At 65.4% G+C, this 16,454-nt stretch carries 12 protein-coding genes; 5 read left to right on the top strand and 7 right to left on the bottom strand.

All coding sequences use genetic code 11. The features are described from left to right. Positions 1-151: 151 nt before the first annotated feature. Complete coding sequence (locus OK015_RS14025; RefSeq protein ID WP_268132722.1) at positions 152-199, bottom strand: DUF6131 family protein; 48 nt, start codon at positions 197-199, stop codon at positions 152-154. A 240-nt stretch (positions 200-439) separates the two neighbouring features. On the opposite strand from OK015_RS14025, the gene OK015_RS14020 reads away from it, so the two are divergent. Further along, complete coding sequence (locus OK015_RS14020; RefSeq protein WP_268132317.1) at positions 440-1,315, top strand: NYN domain-containing protein; 876 nt, start codon at positions 440-442, stop codon at positions 1,313-1,315. Here the strand turns inward: OK015_RS14020 and OK015_RS14015 are convergent. After that, complete coding sequence (locus OK015_RS14015) at positions 1,308-2,510, bottom strand: fatty acid desaturase family protein (RefSeq protein WP_268132315.1); 1,203 nt, start codon at positions 2,508-2,510, stop codon at positions 1,308-1,310. The two genes, OK015_RS14020 and OK015_RS14015, sit on opposite strands and share 8 nt — an antisense overlap. Before the next feature lie 440 nt (positions 2,511-2,950). Between OK015_RS14015 and OK015_RS14010 the strand changes: the two genes are divergently transcribed. After that, the gene (locus tag OK015_RS14010; RefSeq protein WP_268132313.1) at positions 2,951-4,408 is read left to right on the top strand and encodes a WS/DGAT/MGAT family O-acyltransferase; all 1,458 of its coding nucleotides are present in this window, start codon (positions 2,951-2,953) and stop codon (positions 4,406-4,408) included. On the opposite strand, the gene uvrA is transcribed toward OK015_RS14010, so the two are convergent. Further along, a complete protein-coding gene (gene uvrA / locus OK015_RS14005; protein WP_268132312.1) occupies positions 4,405-7,335 on the bottom strand; it encodes an excinuclease ABC subunit UvrA in 2,931 nt (976 codons plus the stop codon). The two genes, OK015_RS14010 and uvrA, sit on opposite strands and share 4 nt — an antisense overlap. A gap of 179 nt (positions 7,336-7,514) precedes the next feature. On the opposite strand from uvrA, the gene OK015_RS14000 reads away from it, so the two are divergent. Further along, entirely contained in the window at positions 7,515-8,192 is a 678-nt protein-coding gene (locus tag OK015_RS14000; RefSeq protein WP_268132310.1) for an MBL fold metallo-hydrolase, read from the top strand. Positions 8,193-8,257: 65 nt separating this feature from the next. Here OK015_RS14000 and OK015_RS13995 read toward each other — a convergent pair whose 3' ends face one another. Then, on the bottom strand, positions 8,258-8,701 hold the full coding sequence (locus tag OK015_RS13995; protein WP_268132308.1) for a universal stress protein: 444 nt from the start codon (positions 8,699-8,701) through the stop codon (positions 8,258-8,260). A gap of 318 nt (positions 8,702-9,019) precedes the next feature. Here OK015_RS13995 and OK015_RS13990 point away from each other — a divergent pair, with 318 nt between their 5' ends. Then, positions 9,020-10,591, top strand: coding sequence for a glycosyltransferase family 39 protein (locus tag OK015_RS13990; RefSeq protein WP_268132306.1), 1,572 nt, complete (start codon positions 9,020-9,022; stop codon positions 10,589-10,591). A 41-nt stretch (positions 10,592-10,632) separates the two neighbouring features. Then, positions 10,633-11,352 (top strand): MgtC/SapB family protein, encoded by a 720-nt coding sequence (locus tag OK015_RS13985; protein WP_268132304.1) that lies wholly within the window; start codon positions 10,633-10,635, stop codon positions 11,350-11,352. Here OK015_RS13985 and OK015_RS13980 read toward each other — a convergent pair. The 3 genes from OK015_RS13980 to uvrB are packed head-to-tail and all read right to left on the bottom strand — an operon-like array spanning position 11,328 to position 16,386. Further along, complete coding sequence (locus tag OK015_RS13980; protein WP_268132302.1) at positions 11,328-12,746, bottom strand: MFS transporter; 1,419 nt, start codon at positions 12,744-12,746, stop codon at positions 11,328-11,330. The two genes, OK015_RS13985 and OK015_RS13980, sit on opposite strands and share 25 nt — an antisense overlap. 48 nt (positions 12,747-12,794) lie before the next feature. Beyond that, complete coding sequence (locus tag OK015_RS13975) at positions 12,795-14,201, bottom strand: MFS transporter (RefSeq protein WP_268132300.1); 1,407 nt, start codon at positions 14,199-14,201, stop codon at positions 12,795-12,797. A gap of 25 nt (positions 14,202-14,226) precedes the next feature. Continuing rightward, positions 14,227-16,386 carry an excinuclease ABC subunit UvrB gene (uvrB, locus tag OK015_RS13970; RefSeq protein ID WP_268132298.1) on the bottom strand — a complete coding sequence of 720 codons (2,160 nt, stop codon included), beginning with the start codon at positions 16,384-16,386 and terminating at the stop codon, positions 14,227-14,229. Positions 16,387-16,454 lie beyond the last annotated feature (68 nt).

Below are 16,454 nucleotides of genomic sequence, written 5' to 3'. Positions count from 1 at the left end.
GGCGACGGTCCGCACCCAATTGATTTGCACACCAGTACAATTCGTAGTCCTGATGAAGAGAGCTTGGTCAGCAGATCGCCCGACCGAAGCGAGCTTGTTCCTAAGCGGAGCCGTGGCTGGCCGGGCAGCCGCGCCGAGTAACTCTGGCTCCTTAGTAGTAGTGCCGGCGGTCGCCGACCGCGTGTCCCATCCGTTGCATCAACGCCAGTGGCAGGCCGACGATGAAGAGATGGCCCTTAAACCCCAAACAACATGGGCTTGGCTGAAAGTCTCAACTACTACCACGCTACACGGTGGCGCGCCGTTTGGTTCGCACTGTGATCGACCGCAATCGTTACCGCCGTGTCGAGCTTGATGGGTTGGGTTCCGTGGCGCACGATGACCGGATGGCTGCTCTCGACGAAAGACCGACCCCGGTAGGCCGGGGGGTGAACGCGCGATGACCGAATCCGCCACCACCCGCGTCGCGGTCTACCTCGACTTCGACAACATCGTGATCTCCCGCTACGACCAGGTGCACGGGCGAAACTCCTTTCAGAAGGACAAGATCAAGGGTCTCGAGACGGAGCGGCTGCAGTTGGCGACCGTCGACGTCGGCGCCATCATTGACTTCGCGTCGTCGTTCGGCACACTCGTGCTCACCCGCGCCTATGCGGACTGGTCCGCGGATGTCAACGCCGCCTACCACGGCCAGCTCGTCGGCCGCGCGGTCGATCTTGTTCAGCTGTTCCCGGCCGCCGCGTACGGCAAGAACGGAGCCGACATCCGGCTGGCCGTCGACGCGGTCGAGGATATGTTCCGGTTGCCCGACCTGACCCACGTCGTGATCGTCGGCGGCGACTCCGACTACATCGCGTTGGCTCAGCGGTGCAAGCGGCTCGGTCGCTACGTCGTCGGCATCGGTGTGGCCGGTGCCAGCAGCCGATCCCTTGCCGCGGCCTGCGACGAGTTCGTCACCTACGATGCACTGCCCGGGATACCCACTGCCGCAGTCCAATCCACCGACTCCAGGAAGCGCAGCCGGCGGCAGAGCACGCCTGAGTCCGACGACGAGCCGGCTCCAGCCGATGCGCAGGCCGCAGCCACCGGGTTGCTTGAACGCGCCCTTCGCATCGGCCAGGACAAGGACGACACGGAGTGGCTGCACAACTCGGCGGTCAAAGCACAGATGAAGCGTATGGACCCGTCATTCAGCGAGAAATCCTTGGGCTTCAAGTCATTCAGCGATTTCCTGCGATCCCGCTCCGACCTCGTCGACCTCGACGAGACCAGCACCACGCGCCTGGTACGGCTGCGCGGCGATACGGTCACGTAGTCCGAAGGGCGAGTATTGCCGTCGCCAGTCCGCGTCGCCCCACGCCCGGGGAGTGCGATCGTAGCGGTGTGTTCCGAAACCTGTGCTCGGAGGCGGTCTCTGGCGCGTCGTCGGAGGTGGCGGTCAGAAACCGGTCCGGCAGCGACAGTTTGCAGATCGTGCGCACGGTGAGCAGGAACTGGCGATGCAACGGGCCTGTCGTGTAGGGCAGGTCGTAGGCGACGCACAACGCGCGGACCCGCTCGGCGATTTCTGGGTACCGATTGCTCGGCAGGTCAGGGAACATGTGATGTTCGATTTGGTAGCAGAGGTTTCCGCACATGAACCCCATAACCGTCCCGGCCTGGAAGTTCGCGGTGCCCAGCATTTGCCGCAGATACCATTCGGGCTTCGTCTCGTCCACCAGTACTGACGGGGTGAACTTTTCCGCGCCGTCGGTGAAGTGACCGCAGACAATGACGATGTACGCCCACACATTGCGCAAACCGTTGGCGACCACGTTGGCCCCCAGGGTGCGCCACCACCGCCGTCGGCTCAGCGCGGGAAACACCACGTAGTCCTTGCCGACCTGCCGAGCGATCTTGTGGAGCAGCACGTTCCGGTGTGCGGTTCTACCCGCTTCTGTGGTCTCGCGCTCCTGCATCGATAACAGGCAGTGCAGTGCGACGCCCCACTCGAACAACAGCGCCAGCAACAAAGCGCGCCCCGCCTGCGTCCAGGCGTGTGGCTGCCACTTCTCGTCTCGGGTCACCCGCAGGACGCGGAAACCGAGGTCGTCGTCGACGCCGACCACGTTCGAAAACACGTGATGCTTGTAGTTGTGCGAATTCTGCCAATGCGATGCGACACCGGCCATGTCCCATTCCCAGGTCGTGGAATGGATTTCGGGGTCGTTCATCCAATCCCATTGACCGTGGCTGATGTTATGGCCGAGTTCCATATTCTCGATGCACTTGGCCGCGGCCAGCGCGGCGGTTCCGACCGCCCAGCCGAACCTGCCCTTGCTGCGTCCGATGATCAGCCTCGCCGCGACTTCGAGAAATCGGTGAAAAGCGATGGCACGCTTGATGTATACCCGATCAGCGGCACAGCGCGAGGACTCGATATCACAGCGGATCGTGTCCAGCGCGGCCCCGAACTCGTCGAGATCTGCGTCGTTTAGATGGGCATATTCCGGAACGTCAGTGATGGCCATTGACGCTCAACGCAATTCGCGCGCAGAGGCGCGGGGCGTTGGCGCGGCGATGCACAGTCGAGGAAGGCCTGCAAGCCGCAGCATTGTGGGGACGTCCGATCTGTTTGGGTGGTTCGTTGCGCGCGACGAAGATAGGCGCGAGGTCAGCTCAGCGAGAATGTCTCAATCGGCACAGCGGAACCGCGGCGCCGAGCCACCTGAGTCGGGCGGCAGGGCGGCGCACCGCGCAAAGCCCTCCCCGGAACATAGTGGTCCGGGGCACGGCTGAGCCATCTGTTCAAGCACCTGCCTCACCCCCTGGGCGTTGATCGATCTATGAGGCTACATGAGGCGCCCGATATGCGGATATGGGAATGCTTTCCGGTGCCTGGTCGTGATTTTCTCGCAATGCAAGCTGATCGGCCTACGCTGACCACAGGAGCGAGCGCAAGGGGGCGCCAATGCGGCAACTGAGTTGGACCGACGACATGATGTTGCGCGCGGAGACGCCGGCGACGCCGCTACAGATTCAGCTGCTGCTGATCTATGACCCGTCGACCGCGCCTGGCGGCAAGGTGACCTTCAAGGGAATTCTCGAGGAACTCGACGCCCGGCTGCACCTGGCGGATGTTTTTCGGCGCCGGCTGACCGAGCTGCCCGGTGGTTTGCCCAGGCCCTACTGGGTGGACGACCCGAACTTCGACCTTGAGTACCACGTCCGTCATATCGGGTTGCCGCAGCCCGGTGACTGGCGACAACTCTGTATCCAGATTGCGCGGCTTCATGCCCGGCAGATCGACTTGCGGCGCCCGCCCTGGGAGATCACCGTGATCGAGGGGCTGAATTCCGTGCCGGGAGTACCCACGGGCTCGTTCGCCATGGCGTTGAAGCTGCACCACTGTGCGGTCGACGGGATGGCGAGCGTTCAGATGATCGCGGCATTGCACGACCTTGCCGCCGACAGCCCCCGGCCCGCGCAACCCGACAGGCCCTGGCGGCCCGGTCCCCTCCCCTCGACGGCAGAACTACTCTCGCGCGCGGCGATCAATGCGGCGCTGCAACCGTTGCGGACGAGTCGCGTTCTGGCCGCGAGCGCTCCCCATGCGGTGCGCGGCCTGGCCGGTCTGCCGGGCATGCTGATCAGGGGTGCCGTGAGCAGGGTCGCGGGCGGCGGGGTTCCATCGTTTCCGCCGAAGACCCGTTTCAACCAGACAGTCTCGCCACATCGGGTCTTCGAGGCCCGATTCCACGATCTCGCCGATTTTAAACGGATCAAGGCCAGCGTGCCCGGCGCGACGATCAACGATGTCGCCCTTGCCTACGTCGGCGGCGCCCTTCGCGCCTATCTGGATAGCCACGGCGAGCTGCCTGACGAATCGCTCGTCGCGGCCTGCCCGATGTCAATGCGCAACGCGGGCGATACGACCGACAACGGGAACGATCTGTTCGGCCGGCTGCAAACGCTCGGCACCGATATCGCTGATCCGCTCAAACGGCTCGAAGCGATCGCCGAAGCGACCGGGGGAAGCCGCGCCGAGTCGGAATCGGCGACCCAAACCCAGATCCTCGAATTGATTGGCACCGTTCCGACTTCACTGCTCGGGTTGACGGCGAAAGCAGCGAGCGCGCTTCCGTTCTCCGGCCCGACGATCGCCAACACGACGGTCACCAATGTTCGGGGCCCCGACGAACCGCTCTACTTCAGCGGTGCCCGACTCGTCCGCGTCGCCGGTCTCGGGCCGCTGGTGGGTGGCTTGAACCTCATCCATGTGGTCGCCAGTTACAACGGGATGTTGTCGATCAGCGCTACCGCGGATCGCGACGCCTTACCGGACCCGGCCAAGTATGCCGAATGCATGCAGGAGGCTTTTGACGAGTTGCTGGCAGGCGCCGGCTCTGCGCCGCTCGCCGGGTCTTAGGCGCTGACTTTGCGGCGCCGGTTGGTGCGCGCCGGCGCTCTGGCCGGCGGGGTGCTTCGGCCGACGACCTCGGCAAGAAACTTCCCGGTGTAGCTTTCGGGCACCGCGGCGACATCCTCGGGAGTCCCTTCGGCCACAACGGTTCCGCCTTCGGAGCCACCCTCCGGTCCCATGTCGACGATCCAGTCCGACGTCTTGATCACGTCCAGGTTGTGCTCGATGACGATCACCGTATTGCCTTTGTCGACAAGGCCATTGATGACGTTGAGCAGCTTGCGGATGTCGTCGAAATGCAACCCGGTGGTGGGTTCGTCGAGGATGTAGATCGTGCGCCCGGTCGAACGCTTCTGCAATTCGGACGCCAGCTTGACACGCTGCGCCTCACCCCCCGAGAGAGTCGGTGCGGGCTGCCCCAGCCGGACGTAACCGAGTCCCACGTCGACCAGCGTGCGCAGGTACCGGTGAATGCCGCTGATCGGTTCGAAGAACTCCGCCGCTTCCTCGATCGACATGTCCAGCACTTCGGAGATGGTCTTGCCCTTGTAGTGCACCTCGAGGGTTTCCCGGTTGTAGCGGGCGCCCTGGCACACCTCACACGGCACATACACGTCGGGCAGGAAGTTCATCTCGATCTTGATCGTGCCGTCACCAGTGCAGGCTTCGCAGCGACCGCCCTTGACGTTGAACGAGAACCGACCTGGTTGGTAGCCACGGACTTTCGCCTCGGTAGTCGCGGCGAACAAGGTACGGATCTTGTCGAACACCCCGGTGTAGGTGGCGGGGTTGGAGCGCGGCGTGCGGCCGATCGGCGACTGGTCCACCCGCACCAGCTTGTCCAGATGGTCCAGCCCGGTGACCCGGGTATGCCGGCCCGGGACCTGCCGGGCGCCGTTGAGACGGTTGGCCAACACGGCCGCCAGAATGTCGTTGACCAACGTCGACTTGCCGGAACCGGACACACCGGTCACCGAGGTCAGCACGCCCAGCGGAAACGAGACGTCGATGCCGCGCAGGTTGTGCTCGCGCGCCCCGACGACGGTCAGCTGACGCTTCCGGTCAACCGAACGCCGATGCGTGGGCGTGGCAATGCTTTCCCGGCCCGACAGGTAGGCACCGGTGATCGAATCCTGGTTGACCAGCAGCTCCTGATAGGTCCCGCTGTGCACGATTTTGCCGCCGTGCTCGCCGGCGCCCGGCCCGATGTCGACAACCCAGTCGGCATGCGCGATGGTGTCCTCGTCATGCTCGACGACGATCAACGTGTTGCCCAAAGCCCTTAGACGCGTGAGTGTTTCGATGAGGCGCCGGTTGTCGCGCTGGTGCAGTCCGATGGACGGCTCGTCGAGAACGTACAGCACGCCGACGAGACCTGAGCCGATCTGGGTGGCCAGCCGAATGCGTTGGGCCTCCCCGCCGGATAGCGTGGCAGCCGCCCGGGACAGCGACAGGTACTCCAACCCCACGTCAAGCAGAAAGCCCAGCCGCGACTGGATTTCTTTGAGGACCTGCCCGGCGATCGCCTGCTCCCGAGCACCGAGCGCGAGCGCGTTGAGGAAATCCGAACAATCCGAGATGGACAGCTCGCAGACCTCGGCGATGGACTTCGCAGCCGGCTCCCCCCCAGACTCCCCCGTCAGCGACACCGCCAGAATCTCCGGCTTGAGCCGCGTCCCTTCACACACCGGGCAGGGCACGTCACGCATGAAGCCCTCGTAGCGTTCCTTCATCTGCTCGGACTCGGTCTGCTCCATCTTGCGCTGCAGGAACGCCAGCACGCCTTCGAAATCGGCGTAGTACGAACGGGTTCGGCCGTACCGGTTGCGGTACCGCACATGCACCTGGTGATCCGAACCCTCGAGAATCGCCTTGCGGGCCTTGGCCGGAAGTTTGCGCCACGGCGTGTCGACGTCGAATCCCAGCTCCTCGCCGAGCCCGGCCATCATCCGGGTGAAGTACTCCGCGGTGTGACCCGACGACCACGGCGCCACCGCGCCCTCGGCCAGGGTGCGCTCCGGGTCCGGCACCACCAGATCCGGGTCGACCTCTTTGCGGATTCCCAAGCCCACACATTCCGGGCAGGCGCCGTAGGGCGAGTTGAAGGAGAACGATCGCGGTTCCAGATCGTCGACGGCCAGCGGATGCCCGTTGGGGCAGGCCAGCTTCTCGGAGAACCGCTGCTCGCGCGGTGAGTCGTGCTCTTCGTCCCCGCCGTCGGGAAATTCCAGCACCACGATGCCGTCGGCCAGGTTCAGCGCGGTCTCCACCGAGTCGGTGAGCCGCTGCTTGGCCGCGACCTTGACGGTGAGACGATCCACCACCACCTCGATGTCGTGCTTCTCTTGCTTTTTCAGCTTCGGCGGATCGGTCAGCGGGTGCACCACGCCGTCGACCCGCACCCGGCTGTAGCCCTGCGCGTTGAGCTTGTCGAACAGGTCGGCGAACTCGCCCTTGCGGGTACGGACCACGGGAGCGAGCACCAGGAATCGGGTGCCCTCCGCCATCGCCAGCACCTGATCGACGATTTGTTGCGGGGTCTGACGGGCGATCCGCTCGCCACAGGTCGGGCAGTGCGGGGTGCCCGCCCGCGCATACAGCAACCGCAGGTAGTCGTACACCTCCGTGATCGTGCCGACAGTCGATCTGGGGTTGCGGTTCGTCGATTTCTGGTCGATGGACACCGCCGGCGACAGACCCTCGATGAAGTCGACGTCCGGCTTGTCCATCTGCCCCAGGAATTGGCGCGCATAGGCCGACAGCGATTCGACGTAGCGGCGCTGACCCTCGGCGAAGATCGTGTCGAAGGCCAGGGACGACTTGCCCGATCCGGACAGCCCGGTGAAGACGATCAACGAGTCGCGCGGCAGGTCGAGGTCGACGCCGCGCAGGTTGTGCTCGCGAGCGCCCTTGACGATCAGGCGGTCAGCCAAGGCTGCCCCTTTCCGAAACTTTTGCTGGCCGAACGACGGCTACTGCGCACGGCGCATTCCATGCTAGGTGCCCCCACCGACAAGACGCCCATCCCAGGCCAGCGACCTTGTAGCGTGAGCGGTATGACTTGCGCCGACGACGCCCATGGCGGCGCAGCCGGGATCGAGGAGTGGCGCACATGACGGCCGTGGACGACAACTACACCGGACACGTCGACCCTGGTACCGCGGCCCGTCGCAACCTGCCCGGGGTCACGATCATCAAGGCGTCGGTGGGTCCCATGGATAACAACGCCTACCTGGTGACATGTTCCTCGACCGGGGAAACACTGCTGATCGACGCCGCCAACGACGCCGACGTCCTGATCGACCTCGTCAAACGGAACGCCCCGACGCTGTCCCTGATCGTGACCAGCCATCAGCACTTCGATCATTGGCAAGCGCTGGAGGCCGTGGCCGCCGCCACGGGTGCGCCGACCGCCTGCCACGAGATCGACGCCGAACCGCTGCCCGTCAAACCTGATCGCTTGCTGGCCAACGGTGACACCGTGCAAATCGGCGAGCTGACGTTCGACGTCATTCACCTGCGCGGGCACACCCCCGGATCGATCGCGCTGGCCCTCGACGGGCCGGCGACGGGCGGCGTCACACAGTTGTTCACCGGCGACTGCCTCTTCCCCGGTGGGGTGGGCAAGACGTGGCGGAAGGGCGACTTCACCCAGCTGCTCGACGACGTCACCAGCCGGGTGTTCGAGGTGTACTCGGATTCCACCGTGATCTATCCCGGCCACGGCGACGACACAGTGTTGGGTGCCGAACGCCCTCATCTGAGCGAATGGCGCCAGCGAGGCTGGTAGCCACCGGCGTCGGTGCTCTGGGCGCTAGGGGCCGGGAAGCCGCGGACGTGCGAAAAGTCCTGCCGTCAGGACGTGGTGTGCACGATCAGCACGTCGACCTTGGCCCGGCGTGACACGTTGGCCGGCACCGAGCCCAACAAGCGGCCCGCGATGGTGCTCAGCCCGACATTGCCGACGACCAGCAGGTCGGCTTTGACATCTTCGGCGAGGCTGACCAGGGCGTCGACGGGTGCGCCGACGATGGGTCGCTCCTCGACGTTCTTCGCACCGGCCTTGTGCGCCCGCTCTTTTGCGTCCTGCAAGATCGCGTAAATCGGGGCGGTGCCCGACACCTTGTAGCTTTCATCCTTCAGGACGTCGGCGGCCCGGCCGTCCTGTTGCTGGGGTAGGTACGCCGATGCGACGATCAGCTTCGCGTCCGGCCCGGCGATGGTGGCCGCCCGTTCGACAGCACGCAACGATGAATCTGAACCATCAGTGCCGACCACCACGGTCCGATAAGCGGACATTAACCCTCCAGTGTCGTTTGCCAGGCCAACCCCAAGACAGTAGCGCGTTGTCCGATCCAGATGGGTCAGATTAACCACACAGTTGCCGCGTGGCGCAAGCCTCCATTTACCGCGCCACGCTGCAGCAACGGCCCCTATTCCCGATAATGAGGCCATGAACTGCCCCCACCCAGACCGGAAGGCCTTGCATCGCGGCGTTTTCCGGGAGCGACGGGCGCAGCGAACCAGGACGTCGAGCCGCGCTCGGCGGCGCTGCGCCCAGCGGGGCCCACTGCTGGTGACCAGGTCGATCCGGTGCGCCTTACAGTGACAAGCACCATGGCTACGTCCGCCCTCGAGCAGCGCTCTTCGGATGTCGTTGCCCAATCCGGGCCGGCGCCCACGCGTGGCCGATTGCTCGACCCGTTGGCGGTGGCCGTTCTGGCCGCCGTCATCAGCGGCGCCTGGGCCAGTCGGCCTTCGCTGTGGTTCGACGAGGGAGCCACGATCTCGGCCGCGGCGAGCCGGACTTTGCCCGAATTATGGCGACTGCTGGGCCACATCGACGCCGTGCACGGCCTGTACTACCTGGTGATGCACGGATGGTTCACTGTCTTTCCGCCGACCGAATTCTGGTCGCGGGTTCCAAGCGCCCTCGCGATCGGTGCCGCTGCCGCCGGTGTCGTCGTGTTCACCAGGAAATTCACCCCGGGACGCGGCACCGCGGTATGCGCGGGCGTCGTCTTCGCGATCCTGCCGCGCACCACGTGGGCGGGGATCGAAGCTCGCTCGTATGCCTTGTCGGTGGCCGCGGCGATCTGGCTGACCGTTCTGCTGGTCACCGCGGTGCGGCGCAATCGGCCGCGGCTGTGGGTGGGCTACGCCGTCTCGCTGATGGTGTCGATTCTGCTGAGCCTCAACCTGATCCTGCTGGTCCTCGTCTACGCGGCGATGCTGCCGTTGCTGGCGCCCAAGGGCGCCCTGAGGTCCCCGGCCATCTGGTGGGCGGCCAGCACGGCCGTCGCGTTGGGCGCCATGACGCCGTTCATCGTGTTCGCGCATGGTCAGGCATTTCAGGTCGACTGGCTTTTCCCGGTCAGCTGGCACTACGCCTTCGACATCACGCAGCGGCAGTACTTCGACCACAGCGTTCCGTTCGCGGTGCTCAGCGCCGTCGTCATGGTGGCCGCGATCGTCGCCCGACTGCTCGGCGCGCCCGCCCCGGCCGGCGAGATGCGCCGCCTGGTGATCATCTGCGTCGGGTGGATCGTGCTGCCCACCGCCGCCGTCGTGGTCTATTCGGCGATCGGCGAGCCGATGTATTTTCCGCGCTACCTGATCCTGACCACCCCCGCGATGGCCGTTCTGCTGGCAATCTGCATCATCACCGTGGCGCGCCGGCGGTGGCCCATTGTCGGTGTCGTGCTGCTGTTCGTGGTCGCGGCGGTGCCGGATTACCTGTTCGTCCAGCGCTGGCCGTACGCCAAGGAAGGCTGGGACTACAGCCAGGTGGCCGATGTGATCAGCTCGCACGCCGCTCCAGGGGATTGCCTGCTGGCGGATAACACGGTGCCGTGGCGGCCGGGTCCGATCCGTGCCCTGCTGGCGACCCGACCGGCGGCGTATCGATCGCTGATTGACGTGGAGCGCGGTGTCTACGGCCCGAAGGTCGGTTCGCTGTGGGACGGTCACGTGGCGGTGTGGCTGACGACGGCCAAGATCAACAAATGCACCACGTTGTGGACCATCACCAACTACGACAAGTCGTTCCCCGATCACCAAGTCGGACAAGCGTTGTCACCGGGCATATTCGGCCGCGCCCCCGCGTATCGATTCCCGAGCTACCTCGGCTTTCACATCGTCGAGCGGTGGCAGTTCCACTACTCGCAGGTTGTCAAATCGACGCGCTGACGGGTGGGCATGCCCGGGTGCACCTGGGCTAGCTTGGCGACATGCAGACCTTGCTGGCAGACCCGCTGTTCGGTGGCGTTGCCCAGAACGGCCGTCACCTTGTCGAGCTTTTCGCGGCATTCGGCTTGACGACACTGATCGGCCTGGAACGCACCGTGCAGGGCAAGAGCGCGGGACTGCGAACCCAAACCATCGTCGGGACATCGTCGGCCTTGGTCCTGATGATCAGCAAGTACGGGTTCGCCGATGCCGTGGCCAGCGGCACCGTTGTGCTGGATCCGTCCCGCGTTGCGGCCCAAATCGTCTCGGGGATAGGTTTTTTGGGCGCGGGCATCATCATCACCCGCCGTGGTGCGGTGCACGGGCTGACCACGGCGGCGGCGGTTTGGGAATCGGCCGCGATCGGTATGGCAGCCGGTGCCGGCCTGCTGTTGCTCGCCACCGCCGTCGTGGCCTTGCATTTTGTCAGCGCGCTGGCCTTCCACGCGGTGGAGCGTCAACTCACCGCAAGGCTGCGCGGGACCACGCGGCTACATCTCATCTATGAAGACGGACAGGGCGTGCTGCGGCAGGTACTTCGGATCTGCGGGCACAAAAACTGGCATCTCTTCGAACTCGACGGGGCCCCGCACGACGTCGACGAAGGTCATGTCGCGGTGACGATGACGTTGTCGGGCGCCAAAATCACCGACGCACGGCACGTGTTCGCCAACGTCGATGGGGTTATCGCGGTGCTTCACGACGAGGATGAGCCCGACTGAAGCCGTATCGCCCGATACGACGCCACGACACCAGTCGCCGCCAACGCCGCGAAAACGAGATACAACCAGCGAGCCGCCGTCGCATCATCGGCCTCGGCCAGGTTGACCACCACCCCCGCCAGCCCGGCCCCGAAAGCCGCAGAGACCAGTTGGACGGTGTTGATCGCGGCGGCCGCCGCACTGCTTTGCACCGGGTCGTCGCCGCAATCCATCGCACGCACGGCAAGGTGCGGCCAGGCGACCCCGATGCCGACCCCGGTGATCAGTAGTGCCAGAGCCCACAGCGCGACAAACCCGAGCGGGGCATACGCGCGCTGGGTGACGGCGGCCAGCGCCAAGCCCGTCGCCATCACCAACGGAGCGACGACGATGATGCGCGCGATCACCCGCCGATTGGTCAGCGAAGCACTGACGACCTCGCTGAGGGTCCACCCGGTGGCCAGCGCTGCGCCAAGAAATCCGGCCTCCACCGGGCTCAGGTCCGCGAGCCTCTGACCGAACAACGGCACATAGATATTGGCCATCGCGGCGACCATCTGCACCGACATGGTCAGGTAGATCCATTTCAACGGCCCTGGGCCAAATACGTTGCGCGGCAACACCGCTACCGACACTCGCCCGTCGACGACGACGAAGGCAACCACCAGCAACACGCCGGCGAACAGCAGACCCAGGTTCTCCGCCCGGTGCTGCGGCACCGACGCGACGCTCACGACCAGTGCGGCCGAACCCATCAGCAGCAGCGACCAGATCGGCACCTTGCGGATGGGCGTCAACGGTTTCTCGCCGAACGAGTCGACCCGGTCGGGCTTGAGCACGGCCAGCACCAAAACCGCCATCAGCCCGGCCCAGATAGCGATTGCGATATACGCCCAGCGCCAGAGGCCGAGCTGCGCGAAAATCCCGCCCGTCACCGGCCCGATCACCGTTGACACTCCCCACATCGCCGACACCAGTGCCGAGCCGCGGGTCCACAGCGAACGCGGCAAAGCGGAGTTGATCAGCGCATAGCCGAGGCCGGCCAGCAGTCCGCCGGCCACTCCGCGCAATCCGCGTCCGGCGACCAAAACCTGCATATTGGGTGCCATAAAACTCACCAGACTGGCGAGCACGAACACCGTGAGCCCGATCAGATACGAACACCGGGCCCCGATGCGCTGCAGCATCGGGTGGACTACGGCGGCCGCGACTACCGAACCCGCCAGATACAGCGTCGTCGCCCAGGAAAACAGCCGACTTCCGCCGATGTCGGCGATGATGGTCGGCAGCATGCTGACGGTGAGAAATTCGTTGGTGGAGTAGAGCAGAACGCCGCCGGCGAGGACGGCGGACATCCCGAGGTGCTGGCCGAGCAGCTCACGCCAACTGCCGGTCTCGGTCGACGTGTCGGTCACTCGTACACCGTATGGGGCGGTCCCGCGTTTCGTGAGCGCTTCGCAGCGTCAGCGCGGTGCGCGACGATCGCGCCGGCTGGCCCTGGTGGACGCGACGACAGCTGTCGCTGCCAGCACCGCAATGACGGCGTACAACCAGCGAGCCGCCGCCACGTCCCCACCCTGAACGTTGTTGACCACCACGCCCGCCAGGCCCGCCCCGAAAGCCGCGGAGATCAATTGGACGGTGTTGATCGCCGCGGCCGCCGCGCCGCCCTCGGCCGGGTCGTCGACGGTGTCCATGGCGCGCATCGATAGATGCGGCCAGGTCATCCCGATCCCGATTCCGGCGATCAGGAACCCCACCGCCCAGACCAGGACGGCGCCGGTCGACGCGTCGGCGCGCTGGGTTGCCGCGGCCAGGACCAGACCCGACGCCATCACCAACGGTGCCGCCGCGATCACCCTGCCGATGACACGAGGGTCACTCAGCGATGCGCTGGAAACTTCGGCGATCGTCCAGCCCAGCGCCAATGCGGCACCCAAGAATCCCGCCGTGACTGGTGTCAGATGCGCCAACCGCTGGCCGAACAACGGCACGTAGGTGTCGACCATCACGGCAGCCATCTGCACCGCCATGGTCAGGTAAATCCATTTCAACGGTCCGTGACTAAATACGCTGGGCGGCAACACCGCCGCGTGCATCCGCCAGTCGACGAACACAAACGCGCAGACCAACAATGCGGCGGCCACCAGGAGCCCCACGGTTGCGAAAACGTTGTGCGGCAACTCCGCAACGCTGACCGCCAGGGCGGCGGCGCCCATCAACAGAAGCGAACGCACCGGCACCTTATTGATCGGAGCCGCACCGCCGGGGCCGGCATCGCCGTCGCTGAGTGCCATTGGCACCAACACCGCCATCAGTGCGGCGAGAATGGTCATCGCACCAAACGCCCACCGCCACAACCCGAACTGCGCGAAAAGGCCGCCGATCGCGGGCCCGATCAAGGTCGCGACGCCCCACATCGCCGACACCAGCGCCGAACCGCGGGTCCACAGCGAACGCGGTAGTGCCGTATTGATGAGCGCATAGCCCAACCCGGCCAACAGTCCGCCGGCCACGCCTTGCAGGGCACGTCCGGCTATCAGTACCGCTATGTTCGGGGCCAGTGCGCACACGATGCTCGCGATGCCGAAAACGGCCAGGCCCCAGAGGAACGAGGAGCGCGCACCCAAGCGCAGTCGCAGGGTGTTCACGGTGGCCGCCGCAACCACCGATCCGACCAGATACAGGGTGATCACCCACGCATACAAGCGGCCGCCCCCGATCTCGGCGACGGTGCTCGGGAGCAGGCTGGTGGTCAGAAACTCGTTGGTGGCGTACAGGAAAACTCCGCCGGCCAAGACGGTTGACGTTCCCAGGTAGCTGCCCAGCAGTTCGCGCCAACTGCCGGTGTCGCTCGCCGTGTTGGTCACCCCTACACCGTATGAGGTGCCGTGGTCACTTCAGACCGGCAGCGTCCATTCCGCGTAATTCCTTTTTGAGGTCGGCGATCTCGTCGCGGAACCGTGCGGCCAGCTCGAATTGCAAGTCACGGGCGGCGGCCATCATCTGCGCGGTGAGATCTTTGATCAGGTCGGCAAGTTCGGCGCGCGGCATGCTGGCGGTGTCGCGACCCTCGATGATGCCGGCGCTGACGGCGCGACCGGGCTCCCCTTGTGCCCGCCGACCGCGCGAGGCGTTGCGGCCCGATCCGCCGATCTGAACGTTCTCGGAGTCGTCTGCCTCGCGATAGACCTGATCGAGGATGTCGGCGATCTTCTTGCGCAGCGGCTGCGGGTCGATGCCGTTGGCCTCGTTGTAGGCGATCTGTTTGGCGCGTCGCCGTTCGGTCTCGTCGATGGCCTCCGTCATCGAGTCGGTCATCTTGTCGGCGTACATGTGCACTTCACCCGAGACGTTGCGCGCGGCACGACCGATCGTCTGGATCAGGCTGCGCGCCGACCGCAGGAAGCCTTCCTTGTCGGCGTCGAGGATCGACACCAGCGACACCTCGGGCAGGTCCAAACCCTCCCGCAGCAGGTTGATGCCGACCAGCACGTCGTAGTCGCCGAGCCGCAGCTGGCGCAGCAGTTCGACCCGGCGCAGCGTGTCCACCTCGGAGTGCAGGTAGCGCACCCGGATGCCCATCTCCAGCAGGTAGTCGGTGAGGTCCTCGGCCATCTTCTTGGTCAGAGTTGTGACCAGCACCCGCTCGTCGGCCTCCGCGCGTTTGCGGATCTCCCCGATCAGGTCGTCGATCTGCCCCTTGGTCGGCTTCACCACGACCTTCGGGTCGACCAGACCGGTGGGCCGGATCACCTGCTCGACGAATTCACCGGCGGCCTGGCTCAGCTCGTAGGGGCCCGGGGTCGCCGACAGGTACACCGTCTGCCCGATGCGGTCGGCGAACTCCTCCCAGGTCAGCGGGCGGTTGTCGCATGCCGACGGCAACCGGAAGCCGTACTCGACCAGGTTGCGCTTCCGGGACATGTCGCCCTCGTACATGCCGCCGATCTGCGGCACGGTGACATGCGACTCGTCGATGACCAGCAGGAAATCCTCCGGGAAGTAATCCAGCAACGTTGCCGGCGGCGTCCCCGCCCCGCGACCGTCGATGTGACGCGAGTAGTTCTCGATGCCCGAGCAGAACCCGACCTGCCGCATCATCTCGACGTCGTAGTTGGTGCGCATCCGCAGCCGCTGGGCCTCCAGCAACTTGCCCTGGCCCTCGAATTCGGCGAGCCGCTCGGCGAGCTCTTCCTCGATGGTCGAAATCGCCTGCGCCATCCGCTCGGGACCGGCTACATAGTGGGTCGCCGGAAAGATCCGCAGCGAGTCGACCTGACGGACCACGTCGCCGGTCAGCGGGTGCAGGTAATACAGCGCCTCGACCTCGTCGCCGAAGAACTCGATACGCACCGCGAGCTCTTCATACGACGGAATGATTTCCACGGTGTCGCCGCGCACCCGGAACGAGCCGCGGGTGAAAGACAGGTCGTTGCGGGTGTACTGCACGTCGACCAGCAACCGCAGCAACCCGTCCCGCGGCACCTCGCTGCCCACCCGCAGCTCGACCGAACGGTCCAGGTAGGACTGTGGCGTGCCCAGGCCGTAGATGCACGACACCGAAGCCACCACCACCACGTCGCGACGGGACAGCAGCGACGACGTCGCGGAGTGCCGCAACCGCTCCACATCGTCGTTGATCGAGCTGTCCTTTTCGATGTAGGTGTCGGTCTGAGCGATGTATGCCTCCGGCTGGTAGTAGTCGTAGTACGAAACGAAGTACTCGACTGCGTTGTGCGGCAACATCTCTCGCAGTTCATTGGCCAGCTGGGCGGCCAGCGTCTTGTTGGGCGCCATCACCAGGGTGGGCCGTTGCAGCCGTTCGATCAGCCAGGCGGTGGTCGCCGACTTCCCGGTACCGGTGGCGCCGAGCAGCACGACGTCGCGCTCCCCCGCTTGGATGCGCCGCTCCAGCTCCTCGATGGCCGCCGGCTGGTCTCCTGCGGGATCATGCGGACTGACCACCTCGAACCGGCCGCCGGCGCGCACGACCTCATCAACCGCGCGGTACTCCGAATGCGCGAGGACCGGATGTTCAGTGGCGAAAGCCATGTCCCCAGGGTAGAGGCGCGCACCGACAAGTGTCCCGATGCCGACGGCCGCAGCCACATTCGTCACAC

It is taken from the genome of Mycobacterium sp. Aquia_216, from assembly GCF_026723865.1.
Lineage (GTDB): Bacteria > Actinomycetota > Actinomycetes > Mycobacteriales > Mycobacteriaceae > Mycobacterium.
This window is presented reverse-complemented; position numbering and strand designations above follow the sequence as displayed.